The organism is Kitasatospora atroaurantiaca, assembly GCF_007828955.1.
GTDB classification, from domain to species: domain Bacteria; phylum Actinomycetota; class Actinomycetes; order Streptomycetales; family Streptomycetaceae; genus Kitasatospora; species Kitasatospora atroaurantiaca.
Genome location: NZ_VIVR01000001.1, coordinates 7,167,512 through 7,182,676, shown reverse-complemented (window position 1 = coordinate 7,182,676; position 15,165 = coordinate 7,167,512). Strand labels below are relative to the sequence as shown.

The following is a 15,165-nucleotide window of genomic DNA, read 5'->3' as shown; positions in this document are numbered from 1 at the left end:
TCGTACGGGGGGCCACGGTCTCGCGCCGGCGGCGCTCGTCGCCGGCGGCTCCGATGTGCACTCCGCGGCCGTCTCAGAAAATTTTTCGAGGGGCGGCAACCTTTTCTCCACCGGCGACCACTGGGAGGTGAAACAGCGACCTGACCTACCGAACGGACGAGCATGAGCACAACGAAGCACGGCGCTCAGCGGGAGCGGCGCACGCGGAACCGCGGACGAGCAGTCGGCATTCCGCTGGTGTTGACCGCAGTGGCAGCGGTGGCCTGCCTGGCCGTCGCGCTGGTCCCCGGGAGCGGCACCGACACCGGCCGGCCGGCCGGCGCGGCCGTGGCGGGGACCCCGGCGGGCGACCCGACGGGTTCCGGCTCCGCTGAGCCGGCGACCGGCGCGCCGACCGACTCGGCGCAGCCGTCGGCCTCTGCTTCCGCCGCTGCCTCCGCCTCCCCGTCCGCTTCGGCCTCGGCCCGGCCCTCCGCCTCGGCTTCGGCCTCGGCCACTTCGAAGTCCGCGGCGGCGCCTGCGACGGGGCGGATCCGCCCCGGGGTCAGCTACCAGGGCGTGGCCACCGCGTACGAGGCCGCCGACGGCAACGGTGCCTGCCTGTTCGGCCCGTCCGGCGACATGATGATCGCGGCGATGAACACCACCGACTACGAGACGTCCCGGGCGTGCGGCGCGTACGTGCTGGTCAAGGCCGCCAACGGGGCCTCGATCACGGTGCGGATCGTCAACGAGTGCCCACTGCCCTGCGCGCCGGGGCAGCTCGACCTCAGCCAGCAGGCGTTCGCCAAGCTCGCCGATCTGAAGGTCGGCCGGCTCTCGATCACCTGGACCCTGCTGAGCCCCGCCAGTGCACCGGACACGCTCTCCGTCCGGTACAAGACCGGGTCCAGCCAGTACTGGTGCGCCATCCAGGTGATCGGTCACCGCAATCCGGTCGCCGCCCTGGAGATGCGGACCGCGAGCGGCTGGCGGCGGCTGTCGCGTACCTCCTACAACTACTTCCTCGCCGCCGACGGCAACGGCTGCGGCGCCTCGATCAGGATCACGGACATCTACGGCGAGCAGCTGACCGTGGACGGCCTCGCGGTGAAACCGGAGGTCGCCCAACCCACTCGAGTCCAGTTCGCCCGGCACTGATCGTGGCATCCATCCACCACCACGGTTACGCCGCCGTAGGCGGCCGCCGTTCGGTCGTGGTGACGGGCGCTGTTACGCTTCGGCCGATTGTTAACGCACACATCGCAGGGAGAGGGCGACCGAGGGAGATGCGCCTAGAGGAGGCGTCCGAGGAGTTCCACGACTTCTTCGACCGCCACTATGCCGAACTGGCCCGACTCGCCTACCTGCTGACCGGCGAGCCGGACGCGGCCGACGACATCGCCGCGGACGCCCTGGTGGCGCTGTGGCAGCACTGGGACCGCTTCCGTGCGGCCCGCCACCCGCTCGCCTATGCGCGCGGCGTGGTGGCCAACCTGGTGCGCGAGCGCATCCGCAGCGCCGTCCGCGAGCGGCGCCGGATCGCGCTGTTCTGGTCACGCGCCCCCGAGGCGATCGACCTGCCGGACATGCCCGGCACCCTGGACGTCCGGGCGGCGCTCGCCCGGTTGCCGTTCCGCAAGCGGGCGTGCGTAGTGCTGCGCCATGCCTTCGACCTTTCGGAGAAGGACACCGCGATGGCACTGGGCATATCGGTCGGTACGGTGAAGAGCCAGACTTCGAAGGCGATGGCCGAGTTGGAACGACTGCTCGGCGCAGCGGCGACCGGCGAGCCGGTGATGGGAGGGAGGACCCGGTGAACGAGGAAATCAGCCGACAGCTGCGAGAGGCTGCCGCGTACCACCACCCCGACCGAGCCAAGATCATCGCGCTGGTTGAGCAGCGCGCCGCCGGCCCGGCGCTCCGACACCGCGCACCCTCGATCGCCCGGTCCGGGCGCAGGGTGGCCCTCGCCGCCCTCGCCACTGCCGGCATCCTGGCCACCGGCGGCCTCGCCGTCGCCGGTATCGTCAGCGGCCCGTCACCGTCGCCCGCCGTGACGTCCCCCGCCGCACCGTCCCCCGTCAACAGCCCCACCCCGTCGACGCCCTCCACAGCCACCGGTCCGGCGCCGAGCGCCACGGGCGGGTCGCGGCCGAGTCCGAGTCCGTCGCTCCCGACCGGGCGGGTCCAGAACGGTCCGCTGTGGACCGAGGGTTCGGTGGACGGGCACAGCACGATCTACTGGGGCCAGAGCAACCTGGTCCTCGGAGCCTCCCAGCCGCTCACCTCGCTCACGGTGGAGCTGCGGGTCGCGCAGACCGGCGGGGTGCGTGACACCGGCACCTGGCGGACCCTGCCGGCCGACGACTTCACGGTCACCGTCCAGGAGTCCGGTGGCTCGCTGGTCTACCGCTGGGTCCTCAAGCCGGGCCGTACCGTGCCCGCCGGGCAGCACGAGTTCGCCGCGCAGTTCAACCACGCCACGGGCGCCCGCGCCGCGGCCGGCGACAGCTACCGTGTCGACGCCCGGACCGCCGGCGGCTCCGTCACCCTTCGAGGAGGTTTCGCCTCGGCCCACTGAGGGTTTCGCTCGGCGCGCTGAGGGTTTCGCCTCGGCGCACCGAAGGGTCGGGGATGAGTGTGAGCGTTCACTGAGTTCCCGTCAATTGCCAGTCGTGCTCCTTGGAATCCTGTGCTCGACTTGCCACAGATCCGTACAGAACGTATTGACAGCCCCTCAGAGCCGTGCGTTTCTCCTGGCGAACGCCGGAGAGCCTGTGGTGGTCGGCCGGGTGCTCGGCGCGGAGCTTCTCGTAGTCCTGACCCCCGGCGCCCGCCAGCCACCGGCGGGCCTCGGCGAGCGCAGCCTGCGGGCCGTCGGGCTGCTCGCGCCAGCCCCGGTAGCCGGTGCCGACGGCGACCAGCACCACCGCTCGTCGGCGCCGGTGACGGCGAGTGCGCGGTCGCGCAGCACGGCCGCGCGGACGGCGCACGGGTGCTCGGCGGCGCCCGCCCGGTCGCGGGGGCCCGGGCCGCCCGACCACAGCGTGTCGGCGTTGAGGTCGATCCGCTCGGTGGCGATGCCTCCATGGGTCATCGCGCCGAGCCGGCCGTTGCCGAGCGGGAGCGCGTCGAGGAAGTCGTCGGCGGGGTAGCGGTACCAGAGCGGGTCGGCGGGGGCGTGGTCATTGAGAGACACATCGACAAGCTAAACAGGTCATCCCATGTCTTGGGGACGAATACCGAACGGCGAGCAGCTGAAGCCATTGCCTGCTGCCGCCTCAACTTTCCCTGAAACCTGGCGCTTTGTGGCCTCATTCGTCACACCCTCTGGACGGATCACGGCCGCTCCTTCTATAAATACATCCTATGTATTGAGGAGGAGGAGCAGCCATGGGTGAGCCCGACTTCGCGGGCCTGGCGGCCGTCGTCACCGGCGGCGCCTCGGGCATCGGGCTGGCCACGGCCCGCCTGCTGGCGGCCCGCGGCGCGCGGGTCGCCTGCCTCGACGTGCGACCGGACGGCGTCCCGTCCACGCTGGTCCGGGCGTACGCCGATGTCGCGGACGAGCAGTCGGTCCGCGCCGGGGTGGCCTGGGCCGCCGAACTGCTGGGCGGCATCGACATCCTGGTCAACTGCGCCGGCGTCGGCGCCCGCGACGGCGTCGAGCTGGGCGGCGAGGAGGAGTGGCGCAGGATGTTCGAGGTCGGCGTCCTCGGGGTGATGCGCACGACCCGGGCCGCGCTGCCGTACCTGCGGCGCTCGCCGGCCCCGGCGATCGTCAACACCTGCTCGGTCGCGACCGCCGAGGGACTGCCCGCCCAGGTGCTGTCCTCGGCGGTGCTGTCCTCGGCGTCCAAGGGCGCGGTCCGGTCGATGACCCGGGCCATGGCCGCCGATCTGGCCGCCGACGGCATCCGGGTGACCTGCGTCGACCCGGGCTCCCTGACCGCGCCGGTTCCGGAGCCGCTGCCCGACGCCGGCTCCGGCCCGAGCCCCGACCGGGCCTCCGCGGAGGCCCGCGGCCGCACCGGCCACCCGGTGACCGCCGAGCAGGTGGCCACCGCCATCGCCTACCTGGCCGGCCCGCACGCCGGTGCCACCACCGGCACCGACCTCGCCGTGGACGGCGGCGTGCGCGGCCCGCGCCTCCTCCCCCGCGACTGAGGCCCCTTCCTCGGCTCGCAGGCCCCGACTTCCGTACGCGTACGCGAGGAGAACACCTTGTCCCGCCCCACTCCGCCCGACCCGAGCCGGTTCCCGCGCCGCACGGTGCACCTGGACTTTCACACCGGGCCCGACATCCCGGACGTCGGCCGGGACTTCGACCCGGCGGCCTTCGCGCAGACCTTCAAGGACGCCGCCGTCGACAGCGTCACCGTCTTCGCCAAGTGCCACCACGGCCTCCTCTACCACGCCACCGACCGGCCCGAGCGCCACCCCGGCCTCGACCCCGGCCTCGACCTGCTGGCCGAGCAGGTCGACGCCCTGCACGCGGTGGGGATCCGCGCACCCATCTACCTCTCCCTCCAGGTCGACGAGTACGCCGCCCGGGAGCACCCCGAGTGGATCGGACACGGCGAGGACCTGAAGCTCAACCGCTGGACCACCTCCGCCTTCGAGGCCGGGTGGAACGTGCTCGACATGTCCAGCCCGTACGCCGACTATTTCGCCGACCAGTTGGACGAGGTGCTGCGGCGCTTCGCGCCGGTCGACGGGATCTTCATCGACATGTGCTGGGACCAGCCGAGCGCGAGCCGCTGGGCGGTCGACGGCATGCGCCGCGAGGGCCTGGACCCGGCGGACGCCGACCACCGGGCGCGCTACGCCACCCTGGTGGCCCACCGCTACATGGCGCGCTACTCCGCCATGGTGGAGAAGGCGCTGCCGGCGGACGCCGCACAGGGCGTCTGGTTCAACAGCCGGCCCAAGTCCCGGCTGTCCGAGGAACGGCAGTTCGTGCGCCACGCCGAGATCGAGGGTCTGCCGACCGGCGGCTGGGGCTACACCTTCCTGCCGTACGTGGCGCGCTTCGTCCGGCCGATGGGTCTGCCGACCCTCAGCCACACCGGCCGGTTCCACGAGAGCTGGGGGGACAACGCCGCCCTCAAGCCCCGGGCCGCCCTGCTCTACGAGTGCAGCCAGATGCTCAGCCACGGGCTGACCGGCGGCGTCGGCGACGTCCTGCACCCGCGCGGCGCGCTGTCCCCGGCGGTGTACGAGCTGATCGGCTCGGTCTACCGGCACATCGAGCGGTGCGAGCCGTTCGTCGAGGGCGGCCGGGTGCTCAGCGAGGTCGCGCTGCTCTCCGACTCCGCGCTCGGCGACAACCCCGGGGCGAGCATCATCGGCGCGGTGCGCGCCCTGCAGCAGCTGCGGGTGCAGTTCGACGTGGTCACCCCCGAGTCGGACCTGAGCGGGTACCGGGCCGTGGTGGTGCCGGAGACCACCCGGGTCGACGACTCCCTCGCCGACCGGCTCCAGGAGTACCGCACGGGCGGCGGGGCGGTACTGCTGATCGGGGCCGCGCTGCTGAACGGCACCGAGCCGACCCTCCCCGACCTGCCGGTCGAGGGGCTGGCGCCCGCCCCGGACGGCGAGTCCTTCCTGGCCTGCCAGGGCGTGCCCGGCGCGCCGGAGGACTTCCCGGTGATCAGCCACGGCGCCCGGCTGTCCGCTCGGGCCGGGGCCGGAGCGGAGGTGCTGGCCAAGGTGGTGGCGCCGTACTTCCCCCGCAGCTGGGACCGGTTCTGCGGCCACTCGTACACGCCGCCGGCCGACCCCACGGACGAGGTCGCCGTGGCGGTGGCCGACGGGGTGGGAGCGGTGACCGTGAACCTGCTGGAGGCGTTCCACGAGCACGGCGTGGAGACGTACCGGCAGCTGCTCGGCGCGGTGCTGGACCGGCTGCTGCCCGATCCGCTGGTGCGGATCGGCGGGCCGGTCCACCTGGAGACCGGCGTGGTCAGCACGCCCACCGGCACGGTGGTGCACCTGATCAGCTTCGTGCCCGCCCGGGAGACCCCGGCGCTGGACCTGGTGCACGACGCCTTCCCGCTGGTCGACGTGCCGGTCTCGGTGCGGGTCACGGGCGAGCCGAGCGCGGTGCGGCTGCAGCCGTCCGGGCAGGAGCTCGACTGGCAGTACGACGGCGAGTACGTCCACGTGCGAGTGACCAGCCTGGACGGGCACGCGATGGTCGTGGTCGACCACGGCTGACGGTGAGCATGCCGACCACGGGGCGGGGAGCTGCGCGACCGGCCCCGTGGTCGGCGCCACGGCTCCCCGCACGGCGGCTACCCCAGGGCCCGGACGCGGTCGACCGCCTCGGCGACCATGCCCCGGCAGAACGACACGTGCTCGCCCCGGTAGCCGCGAGGGCCGCACTCGACGACCAGCAGCAGGGCCAGGTACAGCTGGTAGAGCGCCAGCCGGTGCCGGAGGGCGGGGGTGAAGTCGAGGCGTCCGCCCGCGCCGGTGTAGCCCGCCACCAGGTCGCTGTCCGGTCCGGTGTCGCCGCCGAAGGCCAGCGAGACCAGCTCGGCGGCGGGGTCGCCCCAGAACGCGCGCTCGTGGTCGATCAGCCCGGTGATCCGGCGGCCCGCCGGATCCACGAAGATGTTGCCCGGCCACAGGTCGAAGTGGACCAGCTTCGGCTCGGTGACCTCCGCGAGGGCCTGGCCGCCTTCGGCCACCAGGGTCCGCAGCTCGCCGGGCCGCACGCCGAGCGGGGCCTGCCAGCGGTCGGCGTCCTCCAGCAGCGCCTCCACCATCGCGGTGAACGCCGTCCGCCAGTCGTCGGCGGACAGCGCGGACTCGGCCGCGGGGTATCCGAAGCGGCCGTCCGCCGAGGCCAGGGTGTGCAGGCGCGCGGTGATCGCGCCGAGTTCGCGGCGCAGCCCCGCCTCCGCACCGGCGGTCAGCCGCTCCCCCGCCTTGTCCCACGGTGTCCCGTCCAGGACCGACAGGACCAGGAACTCCTCCCCCTCGTACAGCAGTCGGGGTGCCGGTACGGCGCCGGCCGGCAGGGTGGCGAGACGGCGGTAGACCATCGCCTCGGTGGCGAGGATGCCGCGTTCGTACCGGAGCACCGGCACGTCGGGCGGCGGGGCGAGTTTGACCACGGCGGGCCGGCCGTCGTCCAGCCGGACGCGGTGGACGCTGTTGAACCAGCCGTCGGTCAGTTCGGCCTCCACCCGGCAGCCGAGGCCGGTGGAGGTGCGCAGCAGGGTGTCGAGTTCGTCGGCGGTCAGCCGGCGTTTGGTCAGGCTTTCCATGGCGGCTCTTCCGGATAACGGGTACGGGGATGTGCCGAAGGCGGGGTTCCGGGTCGGAACCCCGCCTTCGGTGCGGTTCAGGCCGGGTATGGGAGGGTGGCCTCCGGGGTCCCGGCCGGCTGGGTGTGCAGGGGGCCGTCCGGGCCGCCGATGCGCACGTGCCACGGGTGCGGGCTGTCGGTGGTGACGGTGAGCCGGTCGGCGGTGCGGCGCAGGTGGAAGCGGGCGCTGTCGCCGACGCCGTCGCTGCGCGGGATGGTGACGGTGCGTTCGGCGCCGTCGGCGAAGGCGTGGACGCGCAACTCGACGCCGTCGGCCCAGGCGGAGACCGGGCGCTGGTCGTCGGCGGCGAGCGGGATGATGGAGTCGGGGCGGGCGAGCAGCGGCAGGGTGTGGAAGCCGTGCTGCTCCTTCACCCAGCGTGGGCCGACGACCTCGCGGCCGGTCAGGACGTTGGTCCAGGTGCCCTCGGGGACGTAGTACTCGACGGTGCCGTCGTCGGTGAAGACCGGGGCGACCAGCAGGTCGTCGCCGAGCAGGTACTGCCGGTCGAGGGTGGCGGCGGCGGGGTCGTCGGGGAACTCGAGCACCATGGCGCGCATCACCGGGATGCCGGTGGCGTGCGCGTGTTGGGCGGCGCGCTGCAGGTAGGGCGCGAGCCGGTGCTTGAGCAGGGTGAACTCGCGGGTCACCTCCACCGCCTCCTCGCCGTAGTCCCACGGCACCCGGTAGGACTTGCTGCCGTGCAGCCGGCTGTGCGAGGAGAGCAGGCCGAACTGCACCCAGCGCTTGAAGACGGTCGGGGTCGGGGTGCCCTCGAAGCCGCCGATGTCGTGGCTCCAGAAGCCGAAGCCGGACAGGCCGAGGGAGAGTCCGCCGCGCAGGGACTCGGCCATGGCGTTGAAGTGGGACTCGCAGTCGCCGCCCCAGTGCACCGGGTACTGCTGCCCGCCGGCGGTGGCGGAGCGGGCGAACAGCAGTGCCTCGCCCTCGCCGCGCTCCTCGCGCAGCAGCTCGAAGACGGCCTGGTTGTACAGGTGGGTGTAGAAGTTGTGCATCCGCTCGGGGTCGGAGCCGTCGTGCCAGACGACGTCGGTGGGGATGCGCTCGCCGAAGTCGGTCTTGAAGCAGTCCACGCCTTGCGCGAGCAGGGTGCGCAGTTTGTCGGTGTACCAGTCGCGTGCGGCCGGGTTGGTGAAGTCGACCAGGGCCATGCCGGGCTGCCACAGGTCCCACTGCCACACGCTGCCGTCGGCTCGGCGCACCAGGTACCCCTCGCGCATCCCCTCCTCGAACAGCGCGGACTTCTGGGCGATGTACGGGTTGATCCACGCCGAGATCCGCAAGCCCTGCTGCTTGAGGCGGGCCAGCATGCCGGCCGGGTCGGGGAAGGTGTCGGCGTCCCAGTCGAAGTCGCACCACTGGTACTCGCGCATCCAGAAGCAGTCGAGGTGGAAGACGCTGAGCGGGATGCCGCGTTCGGCCATGCCGCCGACGAAGCGGTTGACGGTGGCCTCGTCGTAGTCGGTGGTGAAGGAGGTGGTGAGCCACAGGCCGAGAGCCCATGCGGGTGGCAGGGCGGGGCGGCCGGTGAGCGCGGTGTACCGCTCCAGGATTTCCTTGGGCGTGGGGCCATGGACGACGAAGTACTCGAGCGACTGGTCCTCGACGCTGAACTGCACCTGTCCGACCGACTCGGATCCGACCTCGTAGCTGACCTTCCCGGGATGGTTGACGAAGACGCCGTAACCCCGGTTGGTCAGGTGGAACGGGATGTTCTTGTAAGACTGTTCGCTGCTGGTGCCGCCGTCGGCCTGCCAGATGTCGACCACTTGGCCGTTGCGGACGAACGGGGTGAACCGCTCCCCCAGCCCGTAGACCAGTTCGCCGACACCGAGTGCGAGTTGGCCGAGCATGTGGTGCCGGCCGTCGGCGTCGGTGACGAAACCGGTGCCGCGCTCGCCGACGCTGGTCAGCACCCGGCCGCTGGCGGTGAACTCCAGGCACCAGGGCTGGGAGGTGTCCACGCGCAGCGTCAGTTCGCCGGCGATGAGCTCCACCACCGCCCCGTCGCGGTGGACCTTCCCGCTGCCGTCCTGCGCGCCGGGCAGGGCGAACTCCGGTCCGCGGCGGACGGATCCGGCGTGGTGGGTGGCGCGCACCCCGATCACGCCGTCCGCCGGGGACCAGCACTCGACGGTCAGCAGCGGGCTGTTGAGCGTGTCGCCGCGGCCGCGCACGTGCTTGACCGGCGCGTAGAGGGTGAGCCGGTGCTCCTCGGCCCGGACGTCGGCGACCTCGGCGGCGTAGCGGGCGGTGCAGCCCGGGCGCATCAGCCAGTAGCCGTCGGTGAACTTCATCGGGCGGCTTCCTCCGTCCGCGCACGGTGCGCGGTGAACAGGCCCCGGTACCAGTGGTAGCTGTCCTTGGGCGTTCGGGTCAGGGTGTCGTAGTCGACATGGACCAGGCCGAAGCGCTGCTGGTAGCCGCGGGCCCACTCGAAGTTGTCCAGCAGCGACCAGACGTAGAAGCCGCGGACGTCCACCCCGGCGGCGACCGAGTCGGCGACGGCGGCGAGGTGGTCGGCGAGGTAGCCGGTCCGCTCCGGGTCGTGGACCCTCCCGTCCGGGCCTAGCACATCCTCGAATGCGGCCCCGCTCTCGGTGATCCACACCGGTGGCATCTGCGGGTAGCGGGCGTGCAGCTCGCAGAGCAGCTCGGTGAGCGCGCCGGGGACGATCGGCCAGCCCATGGTGGTGTGCGGGGTGCCGTACTGGTCGAGCTCGGTGACGCCGATGTCCACGGCGGTGCGGGCTTCGATGTCGTCGGCGCGGTGCGGGGCGGCAGCGACGGTGATCGGGCGGTAGAAGTTGACGCCGAGGAAGTCCAGCGGCGCGCCGATCACCTCCAGGTCGCCGGGCTGCCGCCAGGGGCCTTCGGCGAGACCGGCCCAGGTCTCGGCCTCCTGCGCGGGGTAGCGTCCGGCGAGGAGCGGATCGGTCCAGACGTCGTTGTGCAGCACCTCGGCGCGGCGCAGGGCGGCGAGGTCATCGGGGCGGTCGGAGGCGGCGTGGATGCGGTCCAGGTTGAGGGCGATGCCGACCTCCCGAGCGCCGGCGGCGCGCAGCTCCCGTACGGCCAGGCCGTGGGCAACCAGCAGGTGGTGTGCGGCGGCGAGCGCGCCACGGCCCTCCTGGACGCCGGGGGCGTGCCGGCCTTCGGCGTAGCCCACGAACGCGGAGCAGTACGGCTCGTTGAGGGTGATCCAGCGCTCTACCCGGTCGCCGTAGCGTTCGGCGGCGAGGGCCGCGTACGACGCGAACGCCTCGGCGGTCTCCCGGACGCGCCAGCCGCCGCGGTCCTCCAGGGCCTGCGGCAGGTCCCAGTGGTAGAGGGTGACGGCGGGTCGGATCCCGGCAGCGAACAGCTCGTCGATCAGGCGGTCGTAGAAGTCCAGGCCCTTCTGGTTCACCGGGCCGGTTCCCTGGGGCAGCAGGCGGGGCCAGGCGATCGAGAAGCGGTAGTTGTCGACGCCGAGCCCGCGCAGCAGGGTCACGTCCTCCCGGTAGCGGTGGTAGTGGTCGCAGGCGGTGTCGCCGGTGGCGCCGCCGAGGGTGCGTCCGGGTGTGTGGCTGAAGGTGTCCCAGATGGAGGGGGCACGGCCGTCCAGGTCGTGGGCGCCCTCGATCTGGTACGCGGCGGTGGCGGCGCCGAAGCGGAACCCGGCGGGCAGTGCGGGGAAGTCCGGCTCCTCCCAGGAGTTCAACGCGGTCACCGCCCCGGCGCGAGGCCGCGCTCGTGGAGCCAGGCGAGCTGGGCGGGCGGGTTGGAGCCGCAGCCGCCGCCGTGGTCGGCGAACGGCCAGACCGTCATGGTGCGGTCCTCGCCCGCGTAGCGGTTGAAGGCGGCGTAGACGGTGGAGGGCGGGCAGACCGGGTCCATCAGTCCGACGCTGAACAGGGCGGCGGCGGTGGCCCGCCGGGCGAAGTGGACGCCGTCGAAGTGGTCGAGGGTGTCGAAGGTCGGCCCGACCCGGTGCCGGCTATGCCAGCGCAGGTACTTGGCGATCTCCGGGTACGGCCCCTCGCCGGCGATCTGCGCGGCGTGGCGGAAGTGGCACAGGAACGGGACGTCCGGCATCACCGCCGCGACGCGGTCCCCGGTCAGGCCGGCCACGGCGAGGGACAGGCCGCCGCCCTGGCTGCCGCCGGTCACCACGATCCGGTCGCTGTCGAGTCCGGGCAGGTGCGCGACCGCGTCCACGGCACGCACGCAGTCGGTGATCAGCCGCCGGTAATAGTAGTTCTCGGGAGAGTCGATACCGCGGGTCATGAAGCCCTCGACCCACTGGGTTCCGTCGCCCATGCCGCGGTCGGGGGTGTCGTGGCCCTGGCCGCGGCTGTCCACGACGAGTTGGGCGTAGCCGGCCGCGGGCCAGAACAGGTGCTCCGTGGGCAGGCCGCGGCCGGCGCAGTAGCCGAGGTAGGTGACGACGACCGGCAACGGCCCGTCGGCACCGCGCGGGCGCAGCAGCCAGGCGGCGACCGGCTCGCCGTTCCAGCCGGGGAAGCGCACGTCGTCGACCTCCACGGTGTGCAGGAGGTGCTGGGAGGTGACGCGGTCGGCCTTGACCTCGCCGCCGTGCGAGCGCGCTTCGGCGAGGGTCCGTTCCCAGAAGGCGTCGAAGTCCTTCGGGGTGGTCAACTCCGGTTGGTATCCGACGAGTTCGTCGACTCCGAGGTCTGTGAGCGGCATGGGGGCGTCCTCCGGGTGCAGCGATGACGAGCTGATGTGGTGGGGGATGAGCAGCGACATGGCGGCCGCCTCCTGGCGGCGGGGTAGCGGGCTGGAACGGATGCGGCACCGGGCGCGCCGTGCAACGTCGGAGACCGGGCGGGACGAGTGGCGGCCCGCCCATCCGATGAGCGGGCCGCCGGTCCGTGTGCGACGGGGCGTCAGTCGGCTGTGCCGGCTGCGCCGAAGCGGAACGCGGCCAGGCGCACGCCGCCATGCAGGGTCAGCCGCAGATCGTGGACGCCGAGGAGCGGGGCGGACAGGTCGGTGCCGACCGTGGTCCAGCTGTAGCGGTCGCCGGTGACCGGGACGTCGATCTTCGCCAGCAACTGGTCGCCGGCCCGGAACTCCAGCCGCGCCTCGCCGGTACCGACGGACTCCCGGGCGGTCTCCGCCTCGACCCGGACGGCACCCGAGAGGTCGACGCCGCGGAAGAGCAGCACGGCCGGCTGGGCCGGGTCGGCCGGGGTGACGGCGTCGCCGTCGGTGCGGGTGACGTCGACGACGGTGCTGTCCGCGTGGTCGTCGAAGTCGACCGCCAGGATGCGGCGTTCGACCAGGGAACGGGGCTGCGGCGCCGGTCCGGTGACGGTGAGCGGCGCGGTGAGCACCGGGTGCTCGGCCGAGCGGGCGACGACAATCTCGTACCCGCCGGGGTCGACGGTGAAGGCCCCAGTGGCGACGTCCCAGTGGGCCAGGCGGTCGGCCGGCAGGTGGAAGGTCAGCTCGCGGCTCTCGCCCGGCTCCAGGCGGATCTTGGCGAAGTCCACCAGCCGCAGCCGGGGCGCCTGGTAGCGGGCGTCCAGGGCCCGGACGTAGAGCTGGACCACCTCGCTGCCGGGTCGCTGGCCGGTATTGGCCACGGTCAGGGTGGCGTCGAGGGCGCCGTCCTGCTCGATCGACGCCTCGGACACGCGCAGGTCGCGGTGGGCGAACTCGGTGTAGGAGAGCCCGTGACCGAACGGGTAGAGCGGCGCGGCCCGGTGGTACTGGTAGGTCCAGCCGGCCTTGATGATGTCGTAGTCCAGCGGCGCCGGCAGGGTGTCGTCGCCCCGGTACCAGGTCTGCGGGAGGCGGCCGGCGGGCTCGGCGTCGCCGAGCAGCACGGCGGCCAGCGCGTGGCCGGTCTCCTGGCCGCCGTGGGAGGTCCACAGCACGGCGGGCAGGTGGGCGTCGGCCCAGTCCACGGCGTACGGGTAGCTGCTCATCACCACCAGCGCGGTCTGCGGCCGGACCGCGGCGACGGCGCGCAGCAGCGCCTCCTGCCCGGCGGGCAGCGCGGTGTCGATGCGGTCCTCGGTCTCGCGGCCGTTGATCAGTGGGTGGTTGCCGAGCACCACGACGGCGACGTCGGCGTCCTCGGCGGCGGCCCTGGCCTCGGCGGTGCCGTCGCGCAGCAGGTCGCGCTGGAAGCGCTCGGCGGCCTCGGCGTTCTCGGCGGTGACGGTGATGCGGCCGTCGACGACGGCTGCGTAGCGGCCGGTGAAGACGGAGCGCACCAGGACGGTGTCGTCCTCGGCCGCCTCCAGCTGGAAGGTCTCCTGGACGAACCAGCTCTTGATCACCTGTGTGGAGGCGACCAGGGTGGCGTCGTCCTGGAGGCAGAGGTAGCGGCCCGTGTCGGCGTCGCGCAGGGTCACCCGGTCGCGTCCCCAGTCGGTCACGTCGAACGCGGCGCCGCCGAGCAGTTCGCCGGTGGTGCGCGACCGCAGCGTGATCCGGTCGCTGCCCTCCACCCGGACCACCTCGCCGCCGTGGGTGCCGAGCGCGGCGGTGAGGCCGTCGGCGACGGTGGCCTGGTAGGGCAGGGTGCCGCTGTACCAGTCCTCGCACAGCGTGTCGGAGAGCGGGCCGATCACGGCGACCCGCGAGGTGCGGGCGAGGCCCAGCGGGAGCAGACCGTCGTTCTTGAGCAGCACGGTCGTCTCGACGACGGCGTGCCGGGCGAGCTCGCGGTGCTCCGGGCAGTTGACCACGTCCGGACCGATCCCCGCGTACGGGTCCAGCTCCGGGTCGAACTCGCCGAGGCGGAAGCGCACTTCGAGCTGGCGGCGGACCGCGCCGTCGATGTCGTCCTGCGAGATCAGGCCGCGCTCGAGGGCTTCGCGCAGCCGGCCCACGACCGTCTCGCTGTCCTCGCCGTGGTCGGTGAAGCTGTCGATGCCGGCCTTGAGCGCGGCTCCGTGGCCCTCGGCGTGGTCGTCGAAGTAGTGCTCGGGGTCGACCAGGTTGGACGGGGCCTCGGCGTCGCTGACCACGAACAGCTCGTGCCCGGTGCCCCGCGCCCAGCGGCGCAGCTCCTCCTCGATCAGCGGACTGACGTGGCAGGGGCGGCCGTTGACCAGGTTGTAGGCGGCCATCGCACCGGTCGCGACGCCGGCGGCGACCACCGGCCGGAAGGCGGCCAGGTCGTACTCCTGCAGCACCCGCGGGCGCAGGCCGGAGGAGGTGGTGCAGCGGTCGTCCTCGTTGTTGTAGGCGAGGAAGTGCTTGAGCACCGGCGCCGAGCGCAGGTAGGTCGGGTGGTCGCCGGCCAGGCCGCGGCAGTACGCCTCGCCGAGCCGGGCGGTGTGCACCGGGTCCTCGGAGTAGCCCTCCTCGTTGCGCCCCCAGCGGGGGTCGCGCAGCAGGTTCAGTACCGGGGCCCAGGCCTGCAGGCTGTTGGGGCCGCGGTCGGCGGCGATGGCCGGCGGGCGGTGGTAGTGGAAGGCGCGCAGCTCGACCGAGACCGCCTCGGCGACCCGGCGCAGCAGCTCTTCGTCCCAGCTGGCGCCGAGGCCGACGGCCTGCGGGAAGACGGTCGCCTCCCCGAGCCAGGAGACGCCGTGGAGCGCCTCGCTGCCGGTGCGGAACGGGGCGACGCCCAGGCGCGGGACGGCCGGCGCGTACTGGTGCAGCATCGCGATCCGCTCGTCGGGCGTGAGCCGGTGGAGCAGATCGTCGACACGCTTGCGCAGGGGAAGCGTGGGATTGCGGTAGGCGGGCAGGCCGGCGGCGGACGCGGGCACGGAACTCACGTGGAATACCCCTCGAGCGGGCTGGGTGGCGGTCAGACGTCGAAGCGCTTCGACGCTGGCACGCTCCAACACGACTGTCAACTGCCCAGGCACAA

The 15,165-nt window shown here is 72.9% G+C and carries 11 protein-coding genes; 5 read left to right on the top strand and 6 right to left on the bottom strand.

From position 1 onward, the window contains the following. The first annotated feature begins 237 nt into the window (after positions 1-237). The 3 genes from FB465_RS32110 to FB465_RS36065 all read left to right on the top strand — a co-directional run bounded on the left by FB465_RS32110 (position 238) and on the right by FB465_RS36065 (position 2,563). Positions 238-1,140, top strand: coding sequence for an expansin EXLX1 family cellulose-binding protein (locus FB465_RS32110; RefSeq protein WP_281292367.1), 903 nt, complete (start codon positions 238-240; stop codon positions 1,138-1,140). A 128-nt stretch (positions 1,141-1,268) separates the two neighbouring features. Next, a complete protein-coding gene (locus FB465_RS32105) occupies positions 1,269-1,799 on the top strand; it encodes a SigE family RNA polymerase sigma factor (protein WP_145796244.1) in 531 nt (176 codons plus the stop codon). Further along, positions 1,796-2,563 (top strand): hypothetical protein, encoded by a 768-nt coding sequence (locus FB465_RS36065; RefSeq protein WP_170290732.1) that lies wholly within the window; start codon positions 1,796-1,798, stop codon positions 2,561-2,563. The genes FB465_RS32105 and FB465_RS36065 overlap by 4 nt, the downstream gene beginning before the upstream one ends. 156 nt (positions 2,564-2,719) lie before the next feature. On the opposite strand, the gene FB465_RS38020 is transcribed toward FB465_RS36065, so the two are convergent. Next, complete coding sequence (locus FB465_RS38020; protein ID WP_145796240.1) at positions 2,720-3,181, bottom strand: glycoside hydrolase N-terminal domain-containing protein; 462 nt, start codon at positions 3,179-3,181, stop codon at positions 2,720-2,722. A 194-nt stretch (positions 3,182-3,375) separates the two neighbouring features. Here FB465_RS38020 and FB465_RS32085 point away from each other — a divergent pair, with 194 nt between their 5' ends. Next, on the top strand, positions 3,376-4,149 hold the full coding sequence (locus FB465_RS32085) for an SDR family NAD(P)-dependent oxidoreductase (RefSeq protein WP_145796238.1): 774 nt from the start codon (positions 3,376-3,378) through the stop codon (positions 4,147-4,149). A gap of 57 nt (positions 4,150-4,206) precedes the next feature. Then, entirely contained in the window at positions 4,207-6,201 is a 1,995-nt protein-coding gene (locus FB465_RS37605) for an alpha-amylase family protein (RefSeq protein ID WP_145796235.1), read from the top strand. Positions 6,202-6,278: 77 nt separating this feature from the next. Here FB465_RS37605 and FB465_RS32075 read toward each other — a convergent pair whose 3' ends face one another. The 5 genes from FB465_RS32075 to FB465_RS32055 form a co-directional block, all read right to left on the bottom strand. After that, positions 6,279-7,259: a phosphotransferase family protein gene (locus FB465_RS32075; RefSeq protein ID WP_145796234.1), complete on the bottom strand. Its 981-nt coding sequence runs from the start codon at positions 7,257-7,259 to the stop codon at positions 6,279-6,281. Between the two features lie 77 nt (positions 7,260-7,336). After that, the gene (gene yicI / locus FB465_RS32070; RefSeq protein ID WP_145796232.1) at positions 7,337-9,619 is read right to left on the bottom strand and encodes an alpha-xylosidase; all 2,283 of its coding nucleotides are present in this window, start codon (positions 9,617-9,619) and stop codon (positions 7,337-7,339) included. Then, positions 9,616-11,025, bottom strand: coding sequence for a GH1 family beta-glucosidase (locus FB465_RS32065; RefSeq protein ID WP_145796229.1), 1,410 nt, complete (start codon positions 11,023-11,025; stop codon positions 9,616-9,618). The genes yicI and FB465_RS32065 overlap by 4 nt, the downstream gene beginning before the upstream one ends. Before the next feature lie 5 nt (positions 11,026-11,030). Beyond that, entirely contained in the window at positions 11,031-12,014 is a 984-nt protein-coding gene (locus FB465_RS32060) for an acetylxylan esterase (protein WP_145797715.1), read from the bottom strand. 200 nt (positions 12,015-12,214) lie between these two features. Then, on the bottom strand, positions 12,215-15,070 hold the full coding sequence (locus tag FB465_RS32055; RefSeq protein ID WP_246192992.1) for a glycoside hydrolase family 3 protein: 2,856 nt from the start codon (positions 15,068-15,070) through the stop codon (positions 12,215-12,217). Positions 15,071-15,165 lie beyond the last annotated feature (95 nt).